Here is a 24,905-nt window from a genome sequence, read left to right as displayed (position 1 = left end):
GAGTCGGCATCCGTGCCGGCGACCGCGTCCCGACACCCCGCGACTCCGCTGCCGCCGCGGCCCGGCCTGCGCGGGACGGCGTTCGTCGAGCTCGCCGTCGACCCGGCCACCGCCGACGAGGTCGCCATCGCCCTGCACGCTCTCGGCTTCGACCGCACCGGCCGCCACCGCACCAAGCCGGTGACGCTGTGGGAGGCCGGGGACGCCCGCGTCGTGGTCCGCAGCGATGCGTTCGAGCCCGGGCCCGGGGCCGCGTCGGGCCCACCACGGCCGTCGCCGGACTCGCCGTCCGCTCGCACGACCCCGCCACGCTCGCCGCGCGCGCCGAGGCCCTGCTCGCGCCGCCGCACGTCCCGGCGCACGCCACCGGCGAGGCCGAGCTCCGCGCCGTGGTCGTCCGGACGGCTCACTGCTGTTCTGCTGCCCGGAGCGTCCACAGCCGGGTCACGACGACTTCTCGCCGGGCGACTTCACGGCGACCGGGGTCGCCCGCCGCGACGGGCACGTGCGCGCCGTCGACCACGTCTCGCTGACCCCGCCGTTCGACCACGTCGCGGAGGCCGCGCTGTTCCACCGCGCCGTGCTGGGCCTGCAGGCGACGGGGGAGTGGGAGGTCGCGGCGCCGTTCGGCCTGGTCCGCAGCCGCCTGCTCGCGGCGGGCGAGGGCGCCGACGCCGTGCGGCTCGTGCTGTCGTCGGCGACGGTGCGTCGCGGCGGCTGGGCGCCGGGGGTCCCGAATCCTCAGTCGGCCGCGCACCGCCGCGCCCGCGCCGCGCGCAGCGCCCGCGCGGTCCCCTGACGACCCGTCGCTCAGGTGCGCCCGACGTGAGCCGTGAGGTACTCGACGACGAGGTCCCCCAACATCCGGCGCTGGCGGTCACGATCAGCGGGATCGAGCATGTCGCGACCGAACACGGCCCGGAACGTGTGCCGGTTGGCCGTGCGGAACACGCAGAAGGCGCTGATGACCATGTGCATCTCGAGGGCGTCGACGTCGTCGCGGAAGAGCCCGGCAGCCCGTCCGCGCTCGAGGATCCCGCCCAACACGTCGAGCGCCGGGTCCGCGAGCCCGGACAGGATCGGCGAGCCGCGCAGGTGCTCGGCGTGGTGGATGTTCTCGATGCTGACCAGTCGGATGAACGCCGGGTGCGCCTCGTGGTGGTCGAAGGTCAGGTCGGTCAGCGCCCGCATCGCCGCCGTCGGGTGCAGGTGCTCCACGTCGAGGCCCTGCTCGAGATGCCGGATGCCCAGGTACGCCTTCTCCAGCACGGCGAGGTAGAGCCCCTGCTTGCTGCCGAAGTAGTAGTAGAGCATCCGCTTCGTGGTGCGGGTCTTCGCCGCGATCTCGTCCACCCGCGCCCCGGCGAGCCCGCGCTCGGAGAACTCCTCCGTGGCCACTGCGAGGATCTCCGCACGCGTGCGCTCGGCGTCGCGCTGCCGTCCCGGGACCGCCTCCGGCCCTGCCGCCACGCGTGCCTCCGTTCCTGCCGGGCCCGTCCGCATGTTCAGTCGTTCACCAGGCAGTACATCATGGTCCCGTGAACCGCGTCGCCGTCCACCAGTCGGTGCTGTCGCCGGCCGACCCCGTCGCCTGCGTGCTCGCCGCCCGCGCCGGAGGCATCGACTCCGTGGGCCTGTACGTCGCCTCGGCCGCCGACGTCGAGCAGACGTGGGGCGGTGGCGCCGGGGCACCGATGCTCGCCGAGCTGGTGGACGCGCTGCTCGTCTCCCGTGTCACCACCCTCGACGTCGGGCGCATCGACCTCGCCGACGACGAGGGCGCGGATCCTGGCGAGCCGCATCGGCCCGGACACCGGGTCCTCGACCTCGCGGGCCGCCTGGGTGCGCAGTTCGTGACCGCACGCGCCGGGGCGGCCCGGACGGTCGGCGCGACCGCCGACGCCTTCGCTGCGCTCTGCGAGCAGGCTCGCCCGTTCCGGGTACGGCCGCTCCTCGTCCCCGCACCCGACACGCCCGTCACCACGCCCCGAGCGGCGCTGGCCGTCGTCGAGGGCACGCGGGGCGGTGTCGTGCTCGACGTCGCACCGTCGACGGCCGACCCCGAGGAGGTGGCCGAGCTCGTCGTGGAGGCCGGGGACGCGCTCGGCTACGTCCGCGTGCCCGCCGACGAGCTCCGTCCCGACATGGCCGTCGCGACCTCGCTCCTGGCCACGCTGCCGCCCCAGGTCCCCCTGGTCATCGGGACAGCCGTCGCTGGGGCCGCAGCCCGGAGGACCGTCGCGCCGGGGGCGGCGGCCACGGTCCCCGTGTACGACGGGGTCTTCCTCGCTGCCTGTCGCGCCGGGCTCGACCGCATGCTCGTGCACCCGCGTGCCGTCGCCGCCGAGCGGCGGCAGGGCTGACGCCGCGGCCGCGTCCTGCGGAACGGGGTCCACGTCACGTATCGGACGGACCGGTGAGTGTGTGCTCCGGGGACGACCTGGTCCCGTCCTCCGTGGAGCGTCGATGTCCGCCCTCTCCCGGCGGCTCGTCACCGGTGTCACCGGGATCGCCGGTCACGCACTGACCCAGCGGTTCACGACACACACCGACAGCATCCTCGGCCGGCGCGTCGCGGTATCTCGCCGGCCGGGTGCGAGGCGTTGCACGCCGATCTCACCGACCCCGAGGCGCTGCGCGAGAGGCTCGCCGGCACGTAAGCAGTACCCGACGCGCGGCGCGCGGATGCGGAGGGTGGGAAGGCCTTCCGTCGTGTTGGCGTCGTCAACCGGCCTTGTCGCTCAGTAGCGGCCGCAGGTCGTCGAGCTTGTCGTAGGCCCACCAAAGGTAGTTCTCGGTTCCTCCTTCACGCAGGGGGTGGAGGTCGACGTGGTCGGGGTCGTCCTTGAACGCCTGGAACGCCTCGGCCGAGGGCCATTCGACGAGCACGAGGACCTGACGGGGCGATCCGCCGGCGCTCGGCGCGCTGTCGCTCAGCCTGCCGAGCGCGACGACGGTCCCGCCGTGCTTGCCGACGGCGGCCACCGACCGCTTCGAGTAGGCCTTGTAGTCGTCATTCGGGGCGAGGTCGAAGAGGTTGAGGGCGTAGACCGGACTCATGCCGGCAGTCTTCCCGCCAGAGCGAGGGGCCAGCCCACCCACGCCCGGGCTCCTCGGCGCTGCGGCAGCGGCAGGATCGGGCGTGGTGGCATTCGGCCACCGGGTGCCGGGTCCATGACGCGGTGAGCGCGTGGGGCCGAACGGCGAGCGTGCAGGTCAGGCTGGGCGCCCCCGGCAGGATTCGAACCTGCGACACCCGCTTTAGGAGAGCGGTGCTCTATCCCCTGAGCTACGGGGGCCCGGGTGCACTCTAGCGCCACGACGTCGTCGCCGGTCGTCGTCCTCACCCCGCCGAGGAGATCGCGAGCAAGCGCTTGCTGCCTCAATCGGGCCGCGACACTCCCCGGTTGTGAGGTGGATCCCGGGGCGGGACACGTGCACCCTGGTCTCTCGTGGCCGACTCACCGAACGGCGCCCAGCCCCCGGGCGAGCAGGACGACAGCGGCGCCCGCGCCCAGGTGCACCTCGACGACACCTACGACAGTGCCGCGCTCGCCGTCTTCCGGACCGCCGAGTGGATTCCACCGGCGTACCGGCAGGCCTACCTCGACGGGGCCGCGAGCGTGCTCGGCTACGACGCACTCGTGGAGAACTGAGCGCGCCGCGCCCCCGCCCGTTCCGCACCGATCCCCGCGAGGACGACGGCCGCGACGCCGGCCGCCGCGGCCGGTGACGGCGTCTGGCTCAGGAAGAGCACCCCGACCCCGAGGGCGATGGCGGGCTCGAGGCACATCAACGTGCCGAAGGCGGCCGTGGTCAGCCGGCGCAGCGCCAGGAGCTCGAGGCTGAAGGGCACGACGGGGAGCAGCAGGGCGATCCCGAGGCCCGCGAGCAGCACGGACAGGTCCAGAGCCCCCGTCGAAACGCTCCCCACCAGGCTCGGCCCGGCGACGACGGTCGCGACCAACCCGGCCACCGGCATCGACACCCCGAGCCCCGTCAGGCCGGTGACCTGGTCGCCCACGCGCTGGGTCAGCAGGATGTAGCCGGCCCAGCACGCCGCGGCGGCGAGGGCGAAGACGACGCCGGCCGGGTCGAGGCCGCTCTGCCAGGGGTTGGTCAGCAGGACGACGCCGAGCGCGGCGAGCAGGGCCCAGCCGCGCGCCCGCCCCCGACCGCGCAGCAGCGCGACCCCGAGCGGGCCGAGGAACTCCAGCGCCGCCGCCGTGCCCAATGGGATGCGGGCGAGCGCCTCGGTGAACAGGATCGTCAGGCCGGCGGTGACGGTGCCGAGCGCGACGGCGGCCGCGAACCCGGACCGGGTGAACGCCGACGGCCGCGGACGCGCGATCACGGCGAGCAGGAGCCCGGCCCAGAGCAGCCGCAGCGCCGCGGTGCCCGTCGACCCGATCCGGTCGAAGAGACCGACGGACACGGCGAGCCCGATCTGGACGCACAGCATCGAGCCCGTCGCCATGAGGGCGCCGGTGCGGGGAGAGGACGGGAGGACGAGCGCGGAGGTCGGGGCGGCCACGACGACCAGTGAAGGTGAAACGATCGTTCGCGTCCACGTGAGAATCGTAGACGCAACGTTCGTAGATCACGGACGATGTCAGGCGTGGACACCCGTCGCCTGCCCTATCTCGTGGAGTTCGCGCGCCACGGCTCGATGCGGGTGGTGGCGGAGGTGCTGGGCACCAGCACGTCCGTGGTCTCGCAGCAGATCGCCGCGCTGGCGCGGGAGGTCGGCGCGGCCCTGGTGGAGCCGGCGGGACGCCGGTCCCGGCTCACCCCCGAGGGTCGGCGTCTCGCCGAGCACGCCCGCACGATCCTCGCCGCGGTCGAGACCGCCGAGCTCGACCTCGACCCGGCCGCCGAGCCCCACGGGGTCGTCCGCGTGGCCGGGTTCGCGACGGCCGTCCGGCGAGCGGTGGTCCCGACCGTCACCGCGCTGGCCGCAACCCACCCGCAGGTGGCGCTGACGATCCGCGAGTACGAGCCCGCCGAGGCGCACGCGATGCTCGCCGCCGACGAGATCGACCTCGCTCTGACCTACGACTACGACCTGGCTCCCGCCGCGCTCGACCCCGACCTGACCGCGGTCCCGCTGTGGTCGGCCGACTGGGGGCTCGCGGTCCCGAGCGCGGAGGTGCCGCCCGCCGCCGGCGCCCTCGACGCCCTCGGGGTGGTCGCGGCGTTCGCCCACCGGGACTGGATCGGCAACTCCCGCAACCGGGCCGACGAACAGGTGCTGCGCACCCTCGCCTCGATGGCCGGCGTGGCGCCGCGCCTGACCCACGAGGCGGACAGCCTCGAGCTCGTCGAGGACCTCATCCTCGCCGGGCTCGGCGTCGGACTCCTGCCGCGCGACCGCCGTCCCCGTCCCGGCGTCGAGGTCCTCGCCCTGACCGCACCCGGCGTCCGGCTCCGCGCCTACGCGGTGACCCGCCGCGGCCGCGCCGGCTGGCCCGCGCTGGCCCTCGTCCTCGACCGGATCGTGCGCCGGGCCGAGCACCGGTGAGCCGTGCGCCTCCCATCCCCCATCCCCGCATCCCGCGGACGCTGGACCAAACGGCGGCGTTGCGCGAGGCTGGACGGGCAGGTCCTCGGCTCAGACCCCGCCGAACGCACGACACGCGCGCCCGGAGCGCGGTGGACGCTGGTCGAGGGGGTCCGGTCGTTCCGTGTACGCACACACTCCGCGCACGCTCGTCCTCGCCGGACCGCTCGACGCGTCCGAGACGAAGAGCCTCCTGGACTACTGCCGGCTGCTGTACGGGAGCGGGCAGACGAGGCTCCACATCGACATGACCGGCGTGACCGAGTGCCACCGGGCCGCCCTCGACGGCCTGCAGGCCCTGACCGCGGGGGTCACCGGCCTCGCGGTCTCGCTGGGCGGGGCACACCGCGAGCAGTTCACGGCCCTGCTGAGCGCGGCCGCGCCGTCCGACGCCGAGGGCCTCGGCGTCTCCGTGCACGCACTCTGCCGTGCACCGGCCGACCCGGAGCCCGCGGCCGGCACCTCCCCCGGAAGTGAGCGATGAGCACCTCCCACGACGCCGAGCCCCACGTCCAGGCCGAGATCGACCCGGTGGACATCGACCGCCTCCGCGTCGCCGCCCACCAGGTCCTGCGCTGGACCGAGGAGGGGGGCACGGACGACCCGGACGTCGCGCGTGTGGACCTGATCCGGCATCACGCGGGCACCCTGGTGGACCTGGGCTCCGGGGCGGCGCACCCGTTCGCCGCGGCGCGCTCCCACGCGCTGACCGTGCGGAACGAGCTCGTCGAGATCGGCACCGAGAAGTCGCTGACCCTCGCCGTGTGGTTCGACGACGCCCTCGGGATCAGTACGCGCGGGGGAGAGGCGATCACCAGCGATCCCGCCGAGCGCGGCACCGACTGACGGGCGCCCCGATCCCGTTTCGACACCGGGACGGATCGGGAAATGCCCGGCCATCGCCGGCCGACGGCCGGCGGTCGGGGCGGCCTCGCCGAGGGTTGAGCACACAGCGCCGGCGGGGCCGTCACCGCTCATCCGACGTCGTGACCGGGTTCGTCACGACGGGGCCGACGGATCAGAACAGCTCGCGCGAGTAGGAGCCGACCGACTCCGCGTCCGAGGGCACGCGCGACGACGGGACGGCCGACGAGGCGACGTCGGCGGCGCGACGCGAGCGCTCGGCGGCGTCGAGGACGGCCCCGTGGAAGCGGGCGACCTCCGGGCCCCCGTCCGACGGCACGTGCCGGGAGCTGCGCTCCGTCGAGCCGACGGGCGTGCTGAGCAGGCCCAGGCCCGGCTCCGGCACGTCGACGGCGGTGACCTCGAGCTGGTGCACCCGGTGGAAGGTCACCTGCGCGTCGGGGTCGGGGCCCTCCCGGTCGGGATCGCGGTCCGTCACCACGAGGACGTCCGGGGTGAGCAGCAGCTCGACGGTGCGCCGACGCGTGCGGCTGCGGCCGAACCACCGGCCGGACTCGACGACCTCGTCGGTGCGCACCGCGTGCGTGACTTCCGGCAGCGGGTCGCGGACGAGCCCGCGGACCTCGGCCTGCTCCTGCACCAGCGAGATGACGGCCGTCGGGAGGCTGTGCACACCGATGACTCGAGACGACGTGTTGCGGTGGGTCCCCACGACACCCCTCCACTCCGCGGCGCGAGCCGGGGGTTCCATCACCCGGAGGTGCTCGCGACGCCGCATGGGTGAGGTCGGGGTGAATCATGCGCGCGTTACACACGCCACCCGATCAAGCGAACATGCGACGGTGTGTGCATGCGTGACGACGCTGCGGGCCGGGCGGTGGCGCACGCGGCGGAGCTCGTCGCGCGCGCCCGACGCGTGACCGTGCTCAGCGGCGCGGGGGTGTCCACGGACTCCGGCATCCCCGACTTCCGCGGGCCGCAGGGCGTGTGGACGCGCAACCCCGCGGCCGAGCGCCTCTCGTCGCTCCAGGCCTACGTCTCCGACCCCGAGGTGCGGCGCGAGGCCTGGCGGCAGCGCGCCACCCACCCCGTCTGGACCGCGCGCCCCGGCCCCGCGCACGCCGCGCTGGTCGACCTCGAGCGCTCGGGGCGGCTGCTCGCCCTGCTGACCCAGAACATCGACGAGCTTCACCAGGCGGCCGGGTCGTCGCCCGAGCTCGTCGTCGAGCTGCACGGGACGATGCACCACACGGAGTGCCTGTCCTGCGGTGCCCGCGCGCCGATGGCCGACACGCTGGCCCGCGTCGCCGCCGGCGAGGAGGACCCGCCGTGCCCGCACTGCGGCGGTGTCCTGAAATCGGCGACCATCTCGTTCGGTCAGGAGCTCGACGCCGGGGTGCTGATGCGGGCCCGACGGGCCGCCGTCGACACCGACGTCCTGCTCGCCGTCGGGACGTCGCTGGGCGTGCACCCGGCGGCCGGCGTCGTCGACCTCGCCGCGGCCGCCGGCGCGGCGGTGATCATCGTCAACGCCGAGCCGACGCCGTACGACGACGTCGCCACGGTGGTGCTGCGCGGCGGGGTCGGCGAGATCCTCCCGCGGCTGGTGCCCGGCCCGTCCGGGTGAGCCTCAGCGCGAGAAGTCGGACAACACGCGTTCCAGGGGTGCGGGTTGGACGGCGACGTCGCCGAGGAACGGCTGGTCGATCGCGATCGCCACGAAGAGCAGCACGCCGATCGTCGCCGCGAGGCTGCCCGTCATGAACAGGTGCAGGGACGTGCTGCGGAGCCCGAAGATCATCCCGAAGCCGATCGTGACCACGCCGCCGAGGACCAGCGCGACCCACAGGACGCCGGGGAGCCCCTGCCCGACGAAGTCGAGACGCTGCGAGCGGAACGAGAGGACGTCGGCGAACCGGTCGGCCTCGACGGCGACGTACGCCTGCTGGATGGCCGTGTCGGCCGGCAGCGTGGCGAGGTGCTCGGCGGTGCGGTCGAGCACCGCCGCGACCGCCGGCGAGCCGGGCTCGCCGCGGTCCATCGCCGGCCACTCGTACATCACCACGGCCGCGGCGTAGTCGCGCACGTCGCTCTGGACGCGCTCGCGGACCTCCGGGGGGAACGCGACGGTCTCGCGGTAGAGCCCGCGCAGCGCGCTCGCCTCCTGCCCGACGACGTTCGACGCCTGGCTGAACTGCTGCCACGTGACGACGACGACGAACGCCAGGAGCACCGCGTAGATGACGCCGACGATCGCGATGAGGTAGCCCGCGACGTCGTTGTGCCCGCCCTCGGCGAGGTGGGGCCAGTGCCGGCGCACGAGCACCTGGAGCCCGGTGACCAGCAGCGGGACCGCGATCACGAACAGGACGAACAACAACCAGATCGGCAGCATGGTCATCGGGAGCCCGGGTCCGTGGCGGACACGCGCGGAAGACCAGCGGGATGGACCCCGTGGTGGCGCGCGAGGAACCGCAGGCGCACGATCAGGCCATGACCTCTGTCGACCTCGCCCAGGTGCCGCAGCGTCTCGCCACCGGTGCCTTCATCCTCAACTCCGGCCTCCAGAAGTGGTCCGGCGACGAGGAGACCGCGGCCGGGCTGCACGGCTTCGCGTCCGGCACCTACCCGTTCCTCAAGGACATGGACCCGCCCACGTTCCTCAAGGCCCTCGCCGTGGGCGAGATGGCCGTCGGTGCCACGCTCCTCGCGCCGTTCGTCCCCGGCCGCCTCGCCGGCGCCGCGCTGACCGGCTTCTCGGCGGGGATGCTCGGGCTGTACCTGCGGACGCCAGGCATGCACGACGGGAACCTGCGCCCGACCCAGCAGGGCACGCCCATCGCCAAGGACATCTGGATGATGGGCATCGGCGCCGCACTCCTGCTGGGCAACGGGCACCGTCGCGCGGAGAAGAAGGCGGAGAAGAAGGCCGAGAAGGCGGTGCGCAAGGCCGAGAAGCGCGCGGCGCAGGCGGAGGCGAAGGTGGAGAAGAAGGCGGCGCAGCTCGCGCGGGACTGACCCGCGGGACGCGGCGTCGAACGAGCCACGAACGGGGTTGGACCCACCCGGATCGGTGACCCCTGCCGTATGGCGGTGGATGTCGGGAGCACGGGCGCGGACGAGATCGACCACGGGCTGTTCGGTCCGTCGTCGGTGACGTGGCGGGTCCAGCTGGAGCCCGTCCTCTGGGTCGCGGGGATGCGGGCGCTGCTGCTGCAGTCGCTGCACCCCCGGGTGATGCGCGGGACGTTCCAGAACTCCGCGCTGTTCGACCCGAAGAAGGCCTGGCCGCGGTTCCAGCGCACGGTCGGTTTCGTCGGCACCCGCACCTTCGGCACCCACGACGACGTCGAGGCCGCCGGAGCGCGGGTGCGGCGGATGCACGCCACCCTGAAGGGCCGCGCGCCGGACGGCACGTCGTTCGCCCTCGACGACCCCGAGAACCTGCTCTGGGTGCACAACGCCGAGATCGACTCGTACGTCGACGTGGCCCGCCGGGCCGGAGTGGTCGACGACGTCGAGGCGGACACCTACGTCACGGAGAGCGTGCGCGCGGCCGAGGTGGTGGGCCTCGACCCCGCGATCGTGCCGGCGTCGCGGGCCGAGCTCGCCGCCTACTTCGACCGCGTGCGCCCCGAGCTGCAGCTCACCGACGAGGCGCGACGCGGTGTGGGCGGGCTGCTCACCCCGCAGCCGAGCGCGCCGACCGGGATCGCGCTCGCCCTCTCGTCGATCGCCGCGGTGTCCTTCACGACCCTGCCCCGGTGGGCGCGCCGGATGTACGGCCTGCCGGGCCTGCCGACGACCGACCTCGGCGTCACCCTGGCCCTCAAGGCGCTCCGGACCGCGTCGGACCTGCTCCCCGACCTCCCCGCCCCGCCCGAGATCGACCGCGCCCGGCGCCTCGTGCGCGAGGCCCGCGCCGCGGGATGACGTGTGACCTCTGGTGTCAGCGGCGTGGCGTCGCAGACACTGGACGTCCGTAACGCCACGCGCTCGATCACGCCTGCTCGATCCGACGAGGAGAACCAGGTGCCCCTGACCGAGGCGTACATCGTCGACGCCGTCCGCACGCCGGTCGGGACGCGCAAGGGCGCGCTCGCCGACGTGCACCCCGCCGACCTCGGCGCACACGCGCTGACGGCCCTCGTGGAGCGCACGGGCATCGACCCCGGCGCCGTCGACGACGTCCTCATGGGCTGCGTGAGCCAGCTGGGCCCGCAGGCCGGGGTCATCGGGCGCACCGCGTGGCTCTCGGCCGGCTTCCCCGAGCACGTGCCCGGGACGACGATCAACCGTGCCTGCGGGTCGTCCCAGCAGGCGCTGCACTTCGCCGCGCAGGCCGTGCTCTCGGGCACACAGGACATGGTGATCGCGGCGGGCGTCGAGAACATGGCCATCGTCCCGATCGACGCCAACGCCTCCGTGCTCGAGCGCATGGGCACCCGGCGCGAGGGCGCGGGATGGATCGAGCGCTACGGCGAGCAGGAGATCAGCCAGTTCCGCGGCGCGCAGCTGATCGCCGAGAAGTGGGACATCAGCCGGGAGCGCATGGAGGAGTTCGCGGTCGAGAGCCACCGCCGCGCCGCCCGCGCCACCGACGAGGGCCGCTTCACCTCCCAGATCGCGCCGCTCGAGGGGCTCGGCCGCGACGAGGGCATCCGGCCCGACGCGGACGTCGAGAAGATGTCCACGCTGCCGCCGCTGCGCGAGGGCTACGCCCTGACCGCCGCCGTGTCGAGCCAGGTCTCGGTCGGTGCCGCGGCGCTGCTCGTCGCGTCCGAGGACGCCGTGCGCACCCACGGGCTCACACCGATCGCGAAGGTGACGACGCTGTCGGTGGTGGGCGAGGACCCGGTGCTCATGCTGACCGGCCCCATCCCGGCGACGCGGGACGCGCTGCGCCGTGCCGGGCTGACGATCGACGACATCGACCTCGTCGAGTGCAACGAGGCGTTCGCGTCCGTCGTGCTCGCCTGGGCGCACGAGACCGGCGCGGACCTCGGGCGCACCAACGTCAACGGCGGCGCCATCGCCATGGGCCACCCGCTCGGCGCGACGGGCGCGATCCTCGCGACCAAGCTGATCCACGAGCTGCGGCGCACCGGCGGCAGGCGCGGGCTGCAGACGATGTGCGAGGGCGGCGGCCAGTCCAACGCGACGATCATCGAGACGGTCTAGTGGAGCTGCGTGACCGTACGGCCGTCGTCACCGGGGCCGGCGGGGGGATCGGGCGGGCGCTCGTCGCCGCGCTCGCCGAGGCCGGCGCCCGTGTGGTGGCCACCGACCGCGACGCCCCGGAGGTCGAGGGTGCCGCGGTGTCGCGCGCGCTCGACGTCACCGACGCCGACGCGACCGCCGCGTTGCTGGACGAGGTCGGCCCGGTCGACGTCTACCTCGCCAACGCGGGCGTCGGAGCCGGCACGGACCCCGTCGAGACCCCCGACGCCGTGTGGGACACCGTGCTCGACGTCAACCTGCGCGCCCACATCACCGCCGCGAAGCTGCTGCTGCCCGGGTGGCTGGAGCGCGGCGAGGGCTACTTCGTCTCGACGGCGTCGGCGGCAGGGCTGCTGACCCAGATCGGCTCGGCGCCCTACGCGGTGAGCAAGCACGCGGCGGTGGCGTTCGCCGAGTGGCTCTCGGTCACCTACGGCGCGCGGGGTGTCCGCGTCAGCACCGTCTGCCCGATGGGTGTGGCGACGCCGATGCTCGAGACCGACCCGGACGGCATGGGCGCGCTGGCGACGGGGACGGTGAAGGCGGCGGGCGAGGTGCTCACGCCGGAGGCCGTCGCCGCGGCCGTCGTCGAGGGGATCGGGCGGGAGGAGTTCCTCGTCCTGCCGCATCCCGAGGTGCTCACCTACTTCCGGCGCAAGGGCGAGGACTACGAGCGCTGGCTCGCCGGGATGCGCCGGCTGCAGTCGGCGGTCGGGGGCGGTTAGTCGGGGAGCCCCTCCACGATCCGGATCTCCCGCTCCGCGCCGTCGCCCAGGGCGCGCAGGGCCTCCTGGTAGGCGGGGGAGTGGTACGCGGCCACCGCGGCGTCGGCGTCCGGGAAGGCGATGAGCGTGGTGCGCTGCACCGTCCCGGCGCCCTCGAAGACGGCGGCCGCGGGGCCGCGCGCCAGGAAGCGCCCGCCCGCCTGCGTGATCGCGGGCCCGGCGAGGGCGGCGTAGGCCGCGACCTTCTCCTGGTCGTGCACGGTGGTGAAGTAGTTGATCCAGTAGGCGACGGCCATCCGGGGGCTCCTCTTCTGGGCGACAGGAGGGAACGATCCCAGGGCATGACCGACACCCGCGCCCTGGCCCGCGAGGAGCGGGCGGAGTTCGCCGCGTTCCTCGCGACCCTCACGCCCGAGCAGTGGGACGCCCCGACGCTGTGCACCGCGTGGCGGGTCCGCGACGTCGTCGCCCACGTCATCGGGTACGACCTCGAGGGCATGACCGGGTTCGCGCGGACCCTCGTACGCTCCGGTTTCTCCCCGGACGGTGCGAACCAGCGCGTGGTCGAGGACCTCCGCGACCTCGATCCCCGGGGGCTGCTCGACCTCGTGCGCCGGTACGAGACGCCGGCGGGGCTGCCCGCGCGGTTCGGGAACCGGATCGCCCTCACCGACGGGGCGATCCACCAGCAGGACATCCGCCGCCCGCTCGGGCTGCCGCGGGAGATCCCGCCGGAGCGGCTGCGGGCGGTCCTCGACTTCGCGATGGTCGCCGTGCCGATCCGCGCGTTCGTGCGGACCCGCGGCCTGCGTCTCGTCGCCACCGACCTGGACTGGTCGTCGGGACGTGGCACCGAGGTCCACGGACCTGCCGAGGCGCTGCTGATGGCGGCCTCGGGGCGCCCCGATGCGCTCGACGAGCTGGAGGGGCCGGGGCTCGGTGTCCTCGCGGGTCGGTGTCGTCCGGGGCGCTGACCGAGGCCGTTCTAGGCTCGCGTCATGGACGTCCGCCTCTGGTTCGACCCGGTCTGCCCGTTCTGCTGGATGACCAGCAAGTGGCTGCGTCTGGCGGCCACCCAGCGGGACCTCGCGATCGAGTGGCGCTTCATCTCGCTGCGCCTGCTCAACGCCGGCGTCGACTACGACGCGCAGTTCCCGCCGGAGTACGAGGCCGGGCACACCGCGGGCCTGCGGATGCTGCGGGTCGCGGCGCGGGTGCGCAAGGAGCACGGTCCCGAGGTTCTCGACCGGCTGCAGGAGGCGTTCGGTCACCACGTCTTCGAGCAGGAGCCGGTGCCCGACACCGCGAACGCGCGCGGGCGTCAGGGCTCCGAGGCGTTCGTCGCGGAGGTGCTGGCCACCGCCGGCCTGCCGGCCACGCTCACCGAGGCCCTCGACGACACCGCGTGGGACGAGGTCGTGCAGACCGAGACCGACGAGGCGCTCGCGCTGACCGGACGCGACGTCGGCACGCCGATCATCCAGGTCGACCCGCCCGACGGACTCGCGTTCTTCGGGCCGGTGATCAGCCGGATGCCGACCGAGGAGCAGGCCGGCGAGCTGTGGGACCACGCCGTCGGGCTGGCCCGCTTCCCCGGCTTCGCCGAGCTCAAGCGCAGCCTGCGCGAGCAGCCGCAGCTGCCGTCGTTCGGTGGCTCGACCGACCAGGTCGGCATCACCGAGGACTGGCACGGCGGGAGCCGACGCCAGCACCGGTGAGACGCGAGGGCTCCGCCACGTGAGTGATTCGGGTCGCCGGGACGACCCGAATCACTCACGTGGCCGGAGGCCATCGCTCAGTACACCGACAGCTGGTAGTCGCCGCGCCCCTCGTCCCAGTCCATCGTCACGAGGTCGCGGGCGCGCGCGGCGCGGGCGAAGGACAGGAAGCCGTTGAACCCGTAGCGCTTCTCGGAGAAGCCGGGGTCGCGCTTGCGCATCTGGTCCTTGAGACCGGAGAGCTGGGGCGGCGCGCCGGCGGAGGCCTCCAGGTCGCGCACGGTGGTGGCGAACAGGGCGAACGCCTCGTCCTCGGCCGAGGTGTCCTCGGGGAACGACACCTCGGGGTCGCCGGCGGCGGTGCCCGGCGCGAGCGCCAGCACGCCACGGCTCTCCAGGTGGCGCAGGAGCTCGCCGAAGCCGCGGAAGCCCTGGTCGCCCTCGTCGAACGTGGGGTCCTTGCGGAGGATCGCGCGCTTGAGGGTCGACGCGCGGACGGGCCCGTCGGTGGCCCGCGCGAGGCCGGCGAGCGTGCTGGTCACCACCGCGGTGACGTCGGTGTCGGACCCGCCGGCCGTGGTCTCCTCGGCCGCCGGGGCCGCGACGGGCTCCGGCTCGACGGGCACCGGCTCGGCGGCGAGGGTGGCCGTCGCCGCGGCCGGACGTCGCCGCGAGGTCTTCGGGGGGACCGGACGGCCCTCGACCCCGGGCAGGCGGTCGTAGAACAGGAACTCGTCGCACGCGGCGGGGAGCAGCTTGGAGGTCGACGACTGCACGCCGATGCCGATGACGCGCTTGTCCATCTCGCGCAGCTTGTGCATCAGCGGCGTGAAGTCGGAGTCGCCGGTGCCGATGGCGAACGTCGTGACGAACTCGCGCTCGTAGGCGAGCTCGATCGCGTCGACGGCCATCTTGATGTCGGCGGCGTTCTTGCGGGATCCGCCGATGCGCTGCGGGATCTCGATGAGCTCGACCTGCGCGCGGGCCAGCAGCCGGCGGTCCTCGTCGAACGACGACCAGTCCGCGTACGCCCGCCGGGTCACCACACGGCCGCGGTCGGCCAGCGCGTCGGCGACCGGCCCGAAGTCGAACGGGCTCACGCCGAGCCCGTCGCGGGCGCCGATGGCCAGGTTCTCGTAGTCGAGGAACAGGGCGATGCGTTCGTCCTCCGGGGCCATCGGGGCAGCCTAGGCGGCGATCCCGGGACGGACGCGTGGGCTCCGCCGTGCGGCCCCACCTCGATGACGATCCCGTTGCAGTCCTTGCGTGCTCGGATAGTACGTGCTCGGATTGTGGGTGGAGGTGGTCGACCGATGGACCAGAACCTGTTCAACGAGATCTGCCTGGCGCAGCTGCGGCTCTCCGGGGTGCACGAGGGCGAGACGGTGGCGGTGCTGACCCGGGGCGCCGAGCGCGGGGAGTACGCCGACGCGTTCCTGTGGGCCGCGCAGCAGCTCGGGGCCTCGACGTTCCACCTGCGGCTGCCCCCGCCGGCGAGCGCGTCGGGCGCGTGGGCGGTCGGCGACTCCGGTCTGGGGGAGATCCCGCTGGCCGTGGAGGCGCTGAAGTCGGTCGACATGCTCGTCGACTGCACCTTCCTGCTCTTCAGCCCCGAGCAGTTCGCGATCCAGGACGCGGGCACCCGCATCCTGACCGCGGTCGAGCCGCCCGAGCTGCTGGCCCGGCTGATGCCGACCACCGAGCTGCGCGAGCGCGTCGAGTACGGCGCGGACCTGCTGGCCAAGGCCTCGACGATGCGGATCACGAGCCCGGCGGGCACCGACGTCACCTACCGGCTCGGTGTCTACCCGACGATGTCGGAGTACGGCTACACCGACACCCCCGGGCGGTGGGACCACTGGCCGGCGGCGTTCGTGTTCACCGGCGGTGCCGACGACGGCGTCGACGGGCAGATCGTGCTCTCGCCCGGCGATGTGCTGCTGCCGTTCAACACCTACGTGCAGACGCCGGTGACGCTGACGATCGAGCAGGGCTTCATCCGGGACATCCGCGGCCAAGATGGGGGTGTCAGCCTTGACGCGGACCTGTTGAGCTCGTACATCCAGAGCTTCGACGACCCGCGGGGCTACGGCATGTCCCACGTCGGGTGGGGTCTCGACGAGCGTGCGCACTGGCACGGGCTCACACAGTTCGGCGGCGGCATGGGCATGGAGCTGCGCAGCTTCTACGGCAACGTCATGTTCTCGATCGGCCCGAACAACGAGCTCGGCGGCCCGAACGACACCCCGTGCCACTTCGACATCCCGATGCGCGGCAACAGCCTCTACCTGGACGACGAGCTGATCGTGGACAAGGGTGGGCTGACGATTCCGGAGATGCGTCCCGCGGGGGTCCGATGACCGACCACCACATCGGCATGATCGTCCCGAGCTCCAACCTGACGATGGAGACCGAGCTGCCGCGGATGCTGGCGGCGCGGGAGCAGGCGATCCCGGAGGACCGGTTCGTCTTCCACGCCGCGCGGGCGCGCATGCAGCACGTGACCCCGGAGCAGCTCCAGGCCATGAACGCCCAGGCGGTCCGCGCGGCCACCGAGCTCGCGGACGCCCGCCCGGACGTCGTCGCCACCGCCTGCCTGGTGGCGATCATGGCCCAGGGGCCGGGGTTCCACTGCACCGCCGAGGACGACATCACCGGCGCCCTGCGCGCCGAGGGATCCGACGCCCCGGTGATCTCCTCGGCAGGCGCCCTGCTCTCCGGGCTCGCGGCGCTCGACGCGCGGCGGGTGGCGATCGTGACGCCGTACATGAAGCCGCTGACCGCCGCCGTGGTGGCGTACCTGGAGGACGCCGGCATCGAGGTCGTCGACTCCCTGTCGCTCGAGGTGCCCGACAACCTCGCCGTCGCCCGCCTCGACCCGGCCGACCTGCGGGAGCACTACAAGAAGCTCGACCTCACGGCTGCCGACGCGCTCGTGCTCTCGTGCTGCGTGCAGATGCCCTCGCTGCCCGTGGTCCAGGCCGTGCAGGACGAGGTCGGCATCCCGGTGCTCTCGGCGGCCACGGCGACGACGTTCCGGATCCTCTCCGAGCTCGGCCTCTCGACCCACGTACCCGGCGCGGGCGCGCTGCTCTGCGGGGACGTCCGCGACCCGGGGGCCGTCACGCGCGTGGCCTGATCGCGAGGGGCACGTTCAGCAGGACCGACCGGCGTCGGGGCCTGCGGGACGTGCCCCTCGTGTCAGAGCAGCGAGTGCAGCGCGCCGCGCACGGTGGTGCGGGCGGCGGCGGGCTCGTCCCAGAAGACCATGTGGCCGGTGCCGGGGACCTCGACGACCGACGCCTCGGGGTTCGTCTTCCCGGCCTCCTCGGCGCCGGCGGCGGTGACGACCGGGCTGTCGCCGCCGTGGATCAGCACGGTCGGCGCGGGCACCGCGGGCCAGACGGCGAAGAAGTCGTCGGACTCGAAGCCCGCGTGCGTGGCGACGATCGCGTCGCGCGAGATCGAGCCCATCCAGCGTGCGCGCAGCTCCTGCTCGCGACGGGGCCAGCGGGGCCAGGACGCGGCGACCTCGTCGGCGTCCGTGCCGCGGCGGGCCTGGTCGAGCTGGCCGAGGAAGGCCTCCAGCGTGGTGGGGTAGGGCCCGCGTCCGGGGCCGCTCATCGGCGGGTCGACGAGCACGGTGGCGCGCAGGTCGAGGCGGGTGGCGGCGAGGGCGGTGATCCGCGCGCCCATGGAGTGCCCGAGCATGAGCGGGCGGCCCAGCACGAGGGTGTCGACGACCGCGGCGACGTCGCCGGCGTAGGTCTCGAGGTCCCAGGCGTCGCCGCTGTCGGAGAGGCCGCGACCGCGGACGTCGAGGACGAGCGGGCGCACGAGGTCGGTGAGCTCGCGGGCGACGAAGTCCATGGCGATCGCGGGGCTCGTGATGCCGGGGACGATCACCAGGGGAACACCGTCGGCGGGGCCGTAGTCGAGGACGTGCAGGCGCACGTCCCCCGACCGCACCCAGCGACTCACCGCCGGGACGTCGGCGAGGTCGGCCAGGGCCGGCTGGGTGAGGACGCGGGCGTCGGGGGACTCGAGGGTCAACGGTCGGCCTTCCGGAAGGGGTCGTCGAGGTAGGAGACGGCGTCGTCGAGGGTGACGACGTCGGCGTACTTCGCCTGGAGATCGAACAGGGCGGCGTCGTGCGGACCGCGGGCGCGGTCGCCGCACGCGTCCGCGACCACGAGGGTGTCGAACCCGCTCTGCACGGCGTCGACGGCGGTGGCGCGCACGCAGCCGGAGGTGGTGGCGCCGCAGACCACGGCGGTGTCGATGCGCAGGCCGGCGAGCAGCGCGGCGAGGGACGAGCCGTGGAACGCCGAGGCGCCCTTCTTGAGGATCCGGTGGTCGTCGGGGGCGAGGCCCAGACGCTCGTCGAGGGCGACGGCGTCGCTGTCCTCCCGGAGCGCGCGGACGCCGGGGGCCTTGCGCAGCCAGGCGACGGCGTCGCCGTCGGCCTCGGCGGCGGTGAACGAGACGGCGGTGGCGATCACCGGGACGTCGCGCCGGTGGGCGACCTCGATGAGCTGCGCGGCCGCGGCGACCTCGGCGGAGAGGTCGGCGCCCAGCGGGAAGCCGGGCTCGGTGAAGCCGCGGGTGAGGTCGACGACCACCAGCGCGGGACGGGGTCCGCGGGGGACCGTGGCCCCGAAGCCTGCGCGGTCGTAGACGTCGTCGGTGGCGCGGCCGTGCAGGCCGTCAGCGTCGGGCATGGCGTCGCAGCTCCTCGATCAGCATCTTCTGTCCGCGCAGGCGGCCGAGCAGGTAGCCCTGGACCAGGCCCACGCCGAGGGCGCCCGCCAGCGCGGCCCAGCGCCCGGTGCCCGGGGGCAGGAGCATGGCGAGGCCGTCGAGGGCCTCCTCGCGAGCGGGACCGGGTGCCGACGAAGCGGATTCATGCGCACCCAGTGCAAGCGAGGACGCAGGGCTGGCACCGGAGGTGCCCGATCCCCCCTGCAGCTCGCCGGCGAGGTTGCGGGCGAACTGGTCGAGCAGGCGGCTGGAGACGGTGGTGATCGCGCCCTTGCCGAACTGGGCGATCTTGCCGCGCACCAGGAGGTCGGTGTGCAGGTCGAGGGTCGAGCCGCCGGGGGCCTCGAGCACCGACAGCACGACGTCGGCCTCCGCGTCGCCCGCGCCGTGGGCGTCGGACGCGCGGGCCGACAGGCGCAGGGTCCGCTGGTCGGGGGAGACGTCGGTGAAGCGCAGGGTGCCGGCGTAGGCGGCGCTGATCGGGCCGACCTTGACCTTCACGCGACCCGTGTACGCCTCGCCGTCGCGGCCCTCCAGCGTCGCGCCCGGCAGGCACCCGGCGACGCGCTCGACGTCGCCCAGCAGCGCGAACACCGCGTCCGGGTCGGCGGGCACGTCGAGCTTGTTCTCGAGGATCACGAGGCACTCTCCGATTCGATGGGTCGAGCTCCCCTATCGGCGTGCTCCCCTGACCGCTGCGTCTCCCGGCGCGAGCACGCCGTCGCGTGCACCGCATCGACGATGGTCTGGTAGCCGGTGCAGCGGCACAGGTTCGCCGACAGCCCCTCGCGGATCTCCTCGCGGGAGGCGTCCGGCTGCTCCGCCAGCACCCCCTCGGCCAGCATGAGGAAGCCGGGCGTGCAGAAGCCGCACTGCAGCCCGTGGTGGTCCGAGAACGCCTGCTGGAGGTCGGAGAGCTCGCCGTGGTCCGCGAGCGACTCCACCGTGCGCACCGACGACCCCTCCGCCTGCACGGCGAACACGAGGCACGCGCGCACCGGAGCGTCGTCGAGCAGCACGGTGCACGCCCCGCACACCCCGTGCTCGCAGCCGACGTGGGTGCCGGTGAGGAGCAGGTCGTGGCGCAGGACGTCGGCGAGCGTGCGCCGGGGTTCGACGACGACCTCGTGCTCCTCGTCGTTGACCGTCAGCGCCAGCAGGTGCGGATCGCTCACAGCTCGCCCTCCAGTGCGGCCAGCACCGTCCGGGGGTGGATCGGTGTGGTGTCGAGCTCGACGCCGGTGTGGCGCAGCGCGTCGTTGACGGCGTTGAGCACCGCGGCCGGCGCGCCGATCGTGCCGCCCTCGCCGGCGCCCTTCGCGCCGTTGGCGGTGAACGCGCACGGCGTCTCGAGGTGCTGGATCGAGACGTCGGGGATCTCCGTCGCCGTCGGCACGAGGTAGTCGATGAACGAGGCCGCCGACGGCTCGCCGTGGCCGTCGTAGGTGACCTCCTCGAACAGTGCGCCCGCGATGCCCTGCGCGATCCCGCCGCGGCACTGCCCGTCGACGACCTTCGGGTTGATCACGACCCCGCAGTCCTCCACGCAGACGTAGCGCAGGATCCGGATCTCCCCGGTGCCCGGGTCGGCCTCGACGACGACGGCGTGGGTGGCGTTGGAGAAGGTCCCGTCGCCGGGGACGTCGAAGCTGGCCGTCGCGGTGAGCGCGGGCTCGACGTCCTTGGGCAGCAGGTGCGAGCGCAGGTGGGCGACGTCGGCGATGTCCTCGAACGACAACCGGCGCGCCGGGTCGTCGAGCTGCACCACCCCGCCGTCCCCGTCCAGCGCGACGTTGTCCGGCCGGGTCTCCAGCAGGTGCGCGGCGATCCGGCACAGCAGCTCGCCGAGCCGCTCCGAGGCCAGCGCCACCGCGGAGCCGCCGATCGTCACCGAGCGCGAGGCGAACGTGCCCCAGCCGTAGGCGATGCGCTCGGTGTCGCCCTGGCGCAGCTTCACGCGCGCCACGTCGAGCCCGAGCCGGTCGGCGACGATCTGCGCGAACGTCGTCTCGTGCGACTGCCCGTGGTTCATCGTGCCGCTGGTGACGACCACCGAGCCGGTGGTGTCCATGCGGATCTCGGAGAGGTCGAACCCGGGGACGACGGTCATCTTGCGCTTCGCGAAGGCCTCGGACCCGTAGCCGGTGCGCTCGGAGAAGCAGCAGAAGCCGATCCCGAGGTGCCGGTCGCCGGCCTCCCGCGCCTCGTACCAGCCCTCGTCGCGGATCGTCGCCTCGGCGAGGTCGAGCGACTCGAGGTAGGTGCCGGGGTCGTAGGTGACGCCGTTGACGCCCGTGTACGGGAACTCCGTGATGACGTTGCGACGGCGGACATCGACCGGGTCCAGGCCCAGCTCGCGCGCCGCGCGCTCCATCACGCGCTCGATCGCCATGACGTACTGCGGGCGGCTCACCCCGCGGTACGGGGCCGTCGGGGCCTTGTTGCTGGTGATCGCCCGGCCCCGGACGCGGTACGCCGGCACCCGGTACACGCTGGGCATCTCCGCCGAGGCCATCAGCGGCTCGATGCCTGCGGTGAAGGGGTAGCAGGAGTAGGCGCCCATGTCGCAGACGACGTCGACGTCGAGCGCGGTGATCCGCCCGTCGGCGTCGAACGCCGCGCGCGTCCGGTAGCGCTGCTCGCGCGCCAGGAACCCGGCGGTCAGCGCCTCGCGCCGGTCCTCGATCCACTTCACGGGACGGTCGAGACGCTGCGCGGCGGCCGCGACGGCGATCTCCTCGCGTCCCACGACGCACTTCTGCCCGAACCCGCCGCCCATGTCCGGCACGGTCACGCGCACCGTCCGTTCTGCGATCCGCAGCGAGCGCGCGAGCATCGTGCGGACCTGGTGGGGCACCTGCGAGCAGGTCTGCACGAGCAGCTGGTCGTCCCGCGCGTCCCACGACGCGACGACCCCCCGCGTCTCCAGCGGCAGCGCGTTCTGCCGACCGCTGCGGGTGGTGACGTCGACCGTGAGGGCGGCGTCCGCGAACGCCTCATTTACCCCCGGGGTGTCGAACATCGAGACGTCGAGCAGCACGTTGTCGGGGGCCTCGTCGTGCACGGCGGGCGCATCGGGGGCGAGCGCCGTCTCCTCGGAGACGACGGCGTCGATCGCGTCGTAGGTGACGCGGGCGGCCTCGATGCCGTCCTCCACGGCGTAGGGATCGCGGGCGACGACGAGCGCCAGCGGCTCGCCGACGAAGCGCACCTTGCCGCGGGCGAGGATCGGCATCGCGGTGGGCGTGAACTCCTCGGCGGGCCGGTCGAGGACGGCGACGATGTCGCCGAGCGCCAGGTCCGCGGCGTCGTAGGCCGCGACGACGCCGTGGACCTCGCGGGTCGCGGTGAGGTCCAGCTCCGTGATCGCGGCGTGCGCGACCGTGGCGCGCACGAAGCCCGCGTGCAGCATCCCGGACAGCGCGATGTCGTCGATGAAGCGGCCGCGCCCGGTGAGCAGGCGCGGGTCCTCGTGCCGGGGGATCGAGGCGCCGACCCAGCGGCCGCGGCGGCCGTCGAAGCGGGGCTCGGTGGCGGGCCGTTCCCCGCGCTCGGGCTGGTCGGGATCGACGTCGGGCGGGACGCCGGGCAGGTCGGTCGTGGTCATCGGGGGCCTCCCGCGGCCTGGGCGCAGGCGTCGGCGACGAGCGTGCGGGTGAGCCGGCGGCGGTAGGCGGCGGTGACCTGCGGATCGTCGGGCGGGTCGATCGCGGCGGCCGCGGCGTCGGCGACCGCGGCGAACAGCTCCGGGCCCGGCGCGCCGCCGGCCGCGAGGACCGCCTCGGCCTCCGGCACCCGCACCGGGGCGGGCGCCACGCCGCCGAGGACGACGCGCCCGCCGCGGACCTGCTCGGCCGTCATGTCTCTGTCGAGGTCCAGCGCGACCGCCGCGTCGACGATCGCGAAGTCCCCGTGCCGGCGGGCGAACTCGCTGAGCGCGGCGTGCGGGGCGGGCCGGGTGAACCGCACCTCGACGACGACCTCGTCGGGCTCGACCGCCGTCGCGTAGAAGCCGTGGAAGAGCTCGTCGGCAGGGATCTCGCGCCGCCCCGACGGGCCCTCGGTGACGACGACCGCGTCGAGCAGCAGGGCGAGCAGGCACCACTCGGCGGTGGCGTCGCCGTGCACGAGGCTGCCGGCGACCGTGCCCCGGCTGCGGATCGGCAGGTGGCCGACCCAGCGCATGGCGCGCGCGAGCACGGCGAAGCCGTCCGGCAGCGTCGCGGTCTCCACGGCGTGGTGGGTGACGAGCGCGCCGAGGGTCAGGGTCCCCGCCTCCGCGTCGAGGGCGGTCATCGACGGCAGCCGGCGCAGCGGGCCGAGGTCGACCAGCGCCGACGGGCGGGCGAGGCGGAAGTTCATCATCGGCATGAGGCTCTGCCCGCCGGCGATGAGCTTCGGGTCCTCGCCCGCCGCGGCGAGGTCGGAGAGCAGCCCGACGGCGTCGGCGACGTCGTGTGCGCGGTGGTAGGTGAACGCGGCGGGCTTCACGTCGCGGGCCTCCTGTCCGGGTCTGGGCTGTGGGCTGTGGGCGCTGCCGAGTGTGGGCTCTCCGGGTGCGGGTGGCGTCCCGGCGAAGGGCACCATCGGCCGCTCTATCCGGCCGATGGTGCCCTTCGCGCGGAACGGGCGCGCTCAGGCGCGGGTGCGCTCCGCGTCCGTGGCGGGCTCGTCCGGCACGTCGGTCGTGATCCGGTCGAGCTCACGGCCCGCGGTCTCGGGCGCCGCCACCCACATGAAGATCACCGCGGCCACGACGAGCAGGCCGAGCAGCGTGAACGTCAGCGGCAGGCCGAGCACCGGCCAGAGCACGCTGCCGAACAGCAGCGGGGCGAAGCCGGTGATCGCCCGGCTCGAGGACGACGCCCAGCCGAAGCCCGAGGCGCGCAGCTCGGTCGGGTAGAGCTCGGAGACGTAGGCGTACATGACCGGGATGACGATCAGCGCGAACATCCCGAACGCGCCGATCGCGACGACGGCCAGCGTCGGCGTGCCGAGCAGCAGGGAGAACAGGACCAGGGTCGCCGAGGCCACGGGGCCGGCGATCGCGATGACGCGCTTGCGGCCGTAGCGGTCGACCACCAGCACCGAGATCGCGACACCGACGATGCCCAGCGCGTTCATCAAGGTCGTCGAGGCGAACGCGGCGATCTCGCCGAAGCCCTGCGCCCGCAGGATCGAGGGCATCCAGCTCAGCGCGGCGTAGTAGACGAGCATGACCGCGATGAACAGCGACCACGCGACCGCGGTGATCTTCGGGTTGAACGCCCAGACGCGGCGCAGCTGGTCGACCGCGGCGGCCCAGGCGCCGCCCCGCTTGTCCTCGGCGACGGCGGCCGGGATGACGTAGGGCTCGGGGGTGGTGCCGGTGCGGGCGACGAGGTCGTCGATCACGACACGCGCCTCCTCCTCGCGACCCATCCGCGAGAGGTAGAGCGGCGACTCCGGCACGCCGCGGCGGATCCAGAACAGCAGCAGGGCCGGCAGGATCATCAGCACGAGCATCCAGCGCCAGTTGCCGTCGACGGGGACGAGCAGCGTCGCCGAGACGCCGGCCAGGGTGGCGCCGATCGGCCACCAGCCGTCCATCGCCGAGAGCACGCGCCCGCGGCTCTTGCGCGGCGAGAACTCGCTGACGATCGCGTAGTCCACCGGGATACAGCCGCCGAGCCCGACGCCGGCGAGGAAGCGCAGCGCCAGGAACATCTCGATGTTCGGCGAGAGCGCCCCGAGCACCGAGAACAGCGCGAAGATCAGCAGCGTGATGCTGAAGGCCTTCTTGCGCCCGATGCGGTCGGCCACCGTGCCCCAGGCGACGGCGCCGACGGCCATGCCGATGAGGTTCGCCGTCGCGACGAGGCCCTTCTGGCCCGCCGTGAGCCCGAACTCGGTGCCGACGAGCGGGGTGAGGAACCCGTTGAGGGCGACGTCCCAGGCGTCGAACATGTAGCCGAGGCCGCCGATGAGGAAGATCTTCCCCTGGACTCCCCAGCGCCAGGGCAGGTCCTGGACGATCTGGTCTCCGGTGCGCATTGCGTTCGCTCCCGTCGCGGGTGG

Annotated in this window: 29 protein-coding genes and 1 tRNA gene; 15 read left to right on the top strand and 15 right to left on the bottom strand. The window is 73.9% G+C overall.

Annotation, left to right across the window (positions count from 1 at the left end):
- Nucleotides 1-505: 505 nt before the first annotated feature.
- Entirely contained in the window at nucleotides 506-799 is a 294-nt protein-coding gene (locus OG774_RS13325) for a hypothetical protein (protein ID WP_328310121.1), read from the top strand.
- An 11-nt stretch (nucleotides 800-810) separates the two neighbouring features.
- Here OG774_RS13325 and OG774_RS13320 read toward each other — a convergent pair whose 3' ends face one another.
- Complete coding sequence (locus OG774_RS13320; protein WP_442873988.1) at nucleotides 811-1,503, bottom strand: TetR/AcrR family transcriptional regulator; 693 nt, start codon at nucleotides 1,501-1,503, stop codon at nucleotides 811-813.
- A 35-nt stretch (nucleotides 1,504-1,538) separates the two neighbouring features.
- Between OG774_RS13320 and OG774_RS13315 the strand changes: the two genes are divergently transcribed.
- Nucleotides 1,539-2,363, top strand: coding sequence for a hypothetical protein (locus OG774_RS13315; RefSeq protein ID WP_328310116.1), 825 nt, complete (start codon nucleotides 1,539-1,541; stop codon nucleotides 2,361-2,363).
- Between the two features lie 361 nt (nucleotides 2,364-2,724).
- Here the strand turns inward: OG774_RS13315 and OG774_RS13310 are convergent, their stop codons facing one another.
- Both OG774_RS13310 and OG774_RS13305 read right to left on the bottom strand, forming a co-directional pair.
- Entirely contained in the window at nucleotides 2,725-3,060 is a 336-nt protein-coding gene (locus tag OG774_RS13310) for a DUF1330 domain-containing protein (RefSeq protein ID WP_328310115.1), read from the bottom strand.
- A 166-nt stretch (nucleotides 3,061-3,226) separates the two neighbouring features.
- Nucleotides 3,227-3,299 (bottom strand) — tRNA-Arg (locus tag OG774_RS13305).
- Between the two features lie 153 nt (nucleotides 3,300-3,452).
- On the opposite strand from OG774_RS13305, the gene OG774_RS13300 reads away from it, so the two are divergent.
- Nucleotides 3,453-3,656, top strand: coding sequence for a hypothetical protein (locus OG774_RS13300; RefSeq protein WP_328310114.1), 204 nt, complete (start codon nucleotides 3,453-3,455; stop codon nucleotides 3,654-3,656).
- On the opposite strand, the gene OG774_RS13295 is transcribed toward OG774_RS13300, so the two are convergent.
- Nucleotides 3,632-4,534 (bottom strand): EamA family transporter, encoded by a 903-nt coding sequence (locus tag OG774_RS13295; RefSeq protein WP_328310113.1) that lies wholly within the window; start codon nucleotides 4,532-4,534, stop codon nucleotides 3,632-3,634. The two genes, OG774_RS13300 and OG774_RS13295, sit on opposite strands and share 25 nt — an antisense overlap.
- Before the next feature lie 84 nt (nucleotides 4,535-4,618).
- Between OG774_RS13295 and OG774_RS13290 the strand changes: the two genes are divergently transcribed.
- From OG774_RS13290 to OG774_RS13280, 3 genes are all read left to right on the top strand, one after another.
- Nucleotides 4,619-5,521, top strand: a complete 903-nt coding sequence (locus OG774_RS13290; protein ID WP_328310111.1) for a LysR family transcriptional regulator — start codon at nucleotides 4,619-4,621, stop codon at nucleotides 5,519-5,521.
- Nucleotides 5,522-5,684: 163 nt separating this feature from the next.
- Nucleotides 5,685-6,044 carry a hypothetical protein gene (locus OG774_RS13285; RefSeq protein WP_328310109.1) on the top strand — a complete coding sequence of 120 codons (360 nt, stop codon included), beginning with the start codon at nucleotides 5,685-5,687 and terminating at the stop codon, nucleotides 6,042-6,044.
- The gene (locus tag OG774_RS13280; protein WP_328310107.1) at nucleotides 6,041-6,406 is read left to right on the top strand and encodes a hypothetical protein; all 366 of its coding nucleotides are present in this window, start codon (nucleotides 6,041-6,043) and stop codon (nucleotides 6,404-6,406) included. Before OG774_RS13285 ends, OG774_RS13280 begins: the two co-directional genes overlap by 4 nt.
- Nucleotides 6,407-6,578: 172 nt before the next feature.
- On the opposite strand, the gene OG774_RS13275 is transcribed toward OG774_RS13280, so the two are convergent.
- Nucleotides 6,579-7,097 carry a hypothetical protein gene (locus OG774_RS13275; RefSeq protein ID WP_328310105.1) on the bottom strand — a complete coding sequence of 173 codons (519 nt, stop codon included), beginning with the start codon at nucleotides 7,095-7,097 and terminating at the stop codon, nucleotides 6,579-6,581.
- A gap of 177 nt (nucleotides 7,098-7,274) precedes the next feature.
- Between OG774_RS13275 and OG774_RS13270 the strand changes: the two genes are divergently transcribed.
- Entirely contained in the window at nucleotides 7,275-8,051 is a 777-nt protein-coding gene (locus tag OG774_RS13270; protein WP_328310103.1) for an SIR2 family NAD-dependent protein deacylase, read from the top strand.
- 3 nt (nucleotides 8,052-8,054) lie between these two features.
- Here the strand turns inward: OG774_RS13270 and OG774_RS13265 are convergent, their stop codons facing one another.
- Nucleotides 8,055-8,825 carry a bestrophin-like domain gene (locus tag OG774_RS13265; protein ID WP_328310101.1) on the bottom strand — a complete coding sequence of 257 codons (771 nt, stop codon included), beginning with the start codon at nucleotides 8,823-8,825 and terminating at the stop codon, nucleotides 8,055-8,057.
- Nucleotides 8,826-8,917: 92 nt separating this feature from the next.
- Between OG774_RS13265 and OG774_RS13260 the strand changes: the two genes are divergently transcribed.
- From OG774_RS13260 to OG774_RS13245, 4 genes are all read left to right on the top strand, one after another.
- Nucleotides 8,918-9,442 carry a hypothetical protein gene (locus tag OG774_RS13260; protein WP_328310099.1) on the top strand — a complete coding sequence of 175 codons (525 nt, stop codon included), beginning with the start codon at nucleotides 8,918-8,920 and terminating at the stop codon, nucleotides 9,440-9,442.
- Between the two features lie 75 nt (nucleotides 9,443-9,517).
- The gene (locus OG774_RS13255; RefSeq protein ID WP_328310097.1) at nucleotides 9,518-10,357 is read left to right on the top strand and encodes an oxygenase MpaB family protein; all 840 of its coding nucleotides are present in this window, start codon (nucleotides 9,518-9,520) and stop codon (nucleotides 10,355-10,357) included.
- 105 nt (nucleotides 10,358-10,462) lie between these two features.
- Entirely contained in the window at nucleotides 10,463-11,605 is a 1,143-nt protein-coding gene (locus tag OG774_RS13250; RefSeq protein ID WP_328310953.1) for an acetyl-CoA C-acetyltransferase, read from the top strand.
- Nucleotides 11,605-12,369 carry an SDR family oxidoreductase gene (locus tag OG774_RS13245; protein WP_328310095.1) on the top strand — a complete coding sequence of 255 codons (765 nt, stop codon included), beginning with the start codon at nucleotides 11,605-11,607 and terminating at the stop codon, nucleotides 12,367-12,369. The genes OG774_RS13250 and OG774_RS13245 overlap by 1 nt, the downstream gene beginning before the upstream one ends.
- Here OG774_RS13245 and OG774_RS13240 read toward each other — a convergent pair.
- Entirely contained in the window at nucleotides 12,366-12,665 is a 300-nt protein-coding gene (locus OG774_RS13240; RefSeq protein ID WP_328310093.1) for a DUF1330 domain-containing protein, read from the bottom strand. The two genes, OG774_RS13245 and OG774_RS13240, sit on opposite strands and share 4 nt — an antisense overlap.
- 45 nt (nucleotides 12,666-12,710) lie before the next feature.
- Here OG774_RS13240 and OG774_RS13235 point away from each other — a divergent pair, with 45 nt between their 5' ends.
- Both OG774_RS13235 and OG774_RS13230 read left to right on the top strand, forming a co-directional pair.
- Nucleotides 12,711-13,343, top strand: a complete 633-nt coding sequence (locus OG774_RS13235; RefSeq protein WP_328310091.1) for a maleylpyruvate isomerase family mycothiol-dependent enzyme — start codon at nucleotides 12,711-12,713, stop codon at nucleotides 13,341-13,343.
- A gap of 24 nt (nucleotides 13,344-13,367) precedes the next feature.
- The gene (locus tag OG774_RS13230) at nucleotides 13,368-14,087 is read left to right on the top strand and encodes a mycothiol-dependent nitroreductase Rv2466c family protein (protein ID WP_328310089.1); all 720 of its coding nucleotides are present in this window, start codon (nucleotides 13,368-13,370) and stop codon (nucleotides 14,085-14,087) included.
- 77 nt (nucleotides 14,088-14,164) lie between these two features.
- On the opposite strand, the gene OG774_RS13225 is transcribed toward OG774_RS13230, so the two are convergent.
- On the bottom strand, nucleotides 14,165-15,265 hold the full coding sequence (locus tag OG774_RS13225) for an NYN domain-containing protein (RefSeq protein ID WP_328310087.1): 1,101 nt from the start codon (nucleotides 15,263-15,265) through the stop codon (nucleotides 14,165-14,167).
- Between the two features lie 135 nt (nucleotides 15,266-15,400).
- Here OG774_RS13225 and OG774_RS13220 point away from each other — a divergent pair, with 135 nt between their 5' ends.
- Nucleotides 15,401-16,447: a leucyl aminopeptidase gene (locus OG774_RS13220; protein ID WP_328310085.1), complete on the top strand. Its 1,047-nt coding sequence runs from the start codon at nucleotides 15,401-15,403 to the stop codon at nucleotides 16,445-16,447.
- Entirely contained in the window at nucleotides 16,444-17,226 is a 783-nt protein-coding gene (locus OG774_RS13215; protein ID WP_328310083.1) for a maleate cis-trans isomerase family protein, read from the top strand. The genes OG774_RS13220 and OG774_RS13215 overlap by 4 nt, the downstream gene beginning before the upstream one ends.
- A gap of 62 nt (nucleotides 17,227-17,288) precedes the next feature.
- Here OG774_RS13215 and OG774_RS13210 read toward each other — a convergent pair whose 3' ends face one another.
- The 7 genes from OG774_RS13210 to OG774_RS13180 form a co-directional block, all read right to left on the bottom strand.
- Nucleotides 17,289-18,140, bottom strand: coding sequence for an alpha/beta fold hydrolase (locus tag OG774_RS13210; protein ID WP_328310081.1), 852 nt, complete (start codon nucleotides 18,138-18,140; stop codon nucleotides 17,289-17,291).
- Nucleotides 18,137-18,808 carry an isochorismatase family protein gene (locus OG774_RS13205; protein WP_328310079.1) on the bottom strand — a complete coding sequence of 224 codons (672 nt, stop codon included), beginning with the start codon at nucleotides 18,806-18,808 and terminating at the stop codon, nucleotides 18,137-18,139. The genes OG774_RS13210 and OG774_RS13205 overlap by 4 nt, the downstream gene beginning before the upstream one ends.
- A complete protein-coding gene (locus OG774_RS13200) occupies nucleotides 18,795-19,487 on the bottom strand; it encodes an SRPBCC family protein (RefSeq protein ID WP_328310076.1) in 693 nt (230 codons plus the stop codon). Before OG774_RS13200 ends, OG774_RS13205 begins: the two co-directional genes overlap by 14 nt.
- Complete coding sequence (locus OG774_RS13195) at nucleotides 19,484-20,023, bottom strand: (2Fe-2S)-binding protein (RefSeq protein WP_328310074.1); 540 nt, start codon at nucleotides 20,021-20,023, stop codon at nucleotides 19,484-19,486. Before OG774_RS13195 ends, OG774_RS13200 begins: the two co-directional genes overlap by 4 nt.
- A complete protein-coding gene (locus tag OG774_RS13190; RefSeq protein ID WP_328310072.1) occupies nucleotides 20,020-22,455 on the bottom strand; it encodes a xanthine dehydrogenase family protein molybdopterin-binding subunit in 2,436 nt (811 codons plus the stop codon). Before OG774_RS13190 ends, OG774_RS13195 begins: the two co-directional genes overlap by 4 nt.
- Entirely contained in the window at nucleotides 22,452-23,339 is an 888-nt protein-coding gene (locus OG774_RS13185) for an FAD binding domain-containing protein (RefSeq protein ID WP_328310070.1), read from the bottom strand. The genes OG774_RS13190 and OG774_RS13185 overlap by 4 nt, the downstream gene beginning before the upstream one ends.
- A gap of 144 nt (nucleotides 23,340-23,483) precedes the next feature.
- Nucleotides 23,484-24,881, bottom strand: a complete 1,398-nt coding sequence (locus OG774_RS13180; RefSeq protein WP_328310068.1) for an MFS transporter — start codon at nucleotides 24,879-24,881, stop codon at nucleotides 23,484-23,486.
- Nucleotides 24,882-24,905: the final 24 nt, after the last annotated feature.

Source organism: Actinomycetospora sp. NBC_00405 (genome assembly GCF_036044095.1).
GTDB lineage: Bacteria > Actinomycetota > Actinomycetes > Mycobacteriales > Pseudonocardiaceae > Actinomycetospora > Actinomycetospora callitridis.
The sequence above is the reverse complement of the archived record's forward strand: the minus strand, read 5'-3'. Positions and strand labels throughout refer to the sequence as shown.

Coding starts and splice junctions, on each gene's coding strand:
- OG774_RS13230 (WP_328310089.1), top strand. CDS start 13,368: ATGGACGTCCGCCTCTGGTTCGACCCGGTCTGCCCGTTCTGCTGGATG.
- OG774_RS13280 (WP_328310107.1), top strand. CDS start 6,041: ATGAGCACCTCCCACGACGCCGAGCCCCACGTCCAGGCCGAGATCGAC.
- OG774_RS13180 (WP_328310068.1), bottom strand. CDS start 24,881: ATGCGCACCGGAGACCAGATCGTCCAGGACCTGCCCTGGCGCTGGGGA.
- OG774_RS13265 (WP_328310101.1), bottom strand. CDS start 8,825: ATGACCATGCTGCCGATCTGGTTGTTGTTCGTCCTGTTCGTGATCGCG.
- OG774_RS13235 (WP_328310091.1), top strand. CDS start 12,711: ATGACCGACACCCGCGCCCTGGCCCGCGAGGAGCGGGCGGAGTTCGCC.
- OG774_RS13220 (WP_328310085.1), top strand. CDS start 15,401: ATGGACCAGAACCTGTTCAACGAGATCTGCCTGGCGCAGCTGCGGCTC.
- OG774_RS13310 (WP_328310115.1), bottom strand. CDS start 3,060: ATGAGTCCGGTCTACGCCCTCAACCTCTTCGACCTCGCCCCGAATGAC.
- OG774_RS13240 (WP_328310093.1), bottom strand. CDS start 12,665: ATGGCCGTCGCCTACTGGATCAACTACTTCACCACCGTGCACGACCAG.
- OG774_RS13260 (WP_328310099.1), top strand. CDS start 8,918: ATGACCTCTGTCGACCTCGCCCAGGTGCCGCAGCGTCTCGCCACCGGT.
- OG774_RS13270 (WP_328310103.1), top strand. CDS start 7,275: ATGCGTGACGACGCTGCGGGCCGGGCGGTGGCGCACGCGGCGGAGCTC.
- OG774_RS13190 (WP_328310072.1), bottom strand. CDS start 22,455: ATGACCACGACCGACCTGCCCGGCGTCCCGCCCGACGTCGATCCCGAC.
- OG774_RS13205 (WP_328310079.1), bottom strand. CDS start 18,808: ATGCCCGACGCTGACGGCCTGCACGGCCGCGCCACCGACGACGTCTAC.
- OG774_RS13320 (WP_442873988.1), bottom strand. CDS start 1,503: ATGCGGACGGGCCCGGCAGGAACGGAGGCACGCGTGGCGGCAGGGCCG.
- OG774_RS13215 (WP_328310083.1), top strand. CDS start 16,444: ATGACCGACCACCACATCGGCATGATCGTCCCGAGCTCCAACCTGACG.
- OG774_RS13225 (WP_328310087.1), bottom strand. CDS start 15,265: ATGGCCCCGGAGGACGAACGCATCGCCCTGTTCCTCGACTACGAGAAC.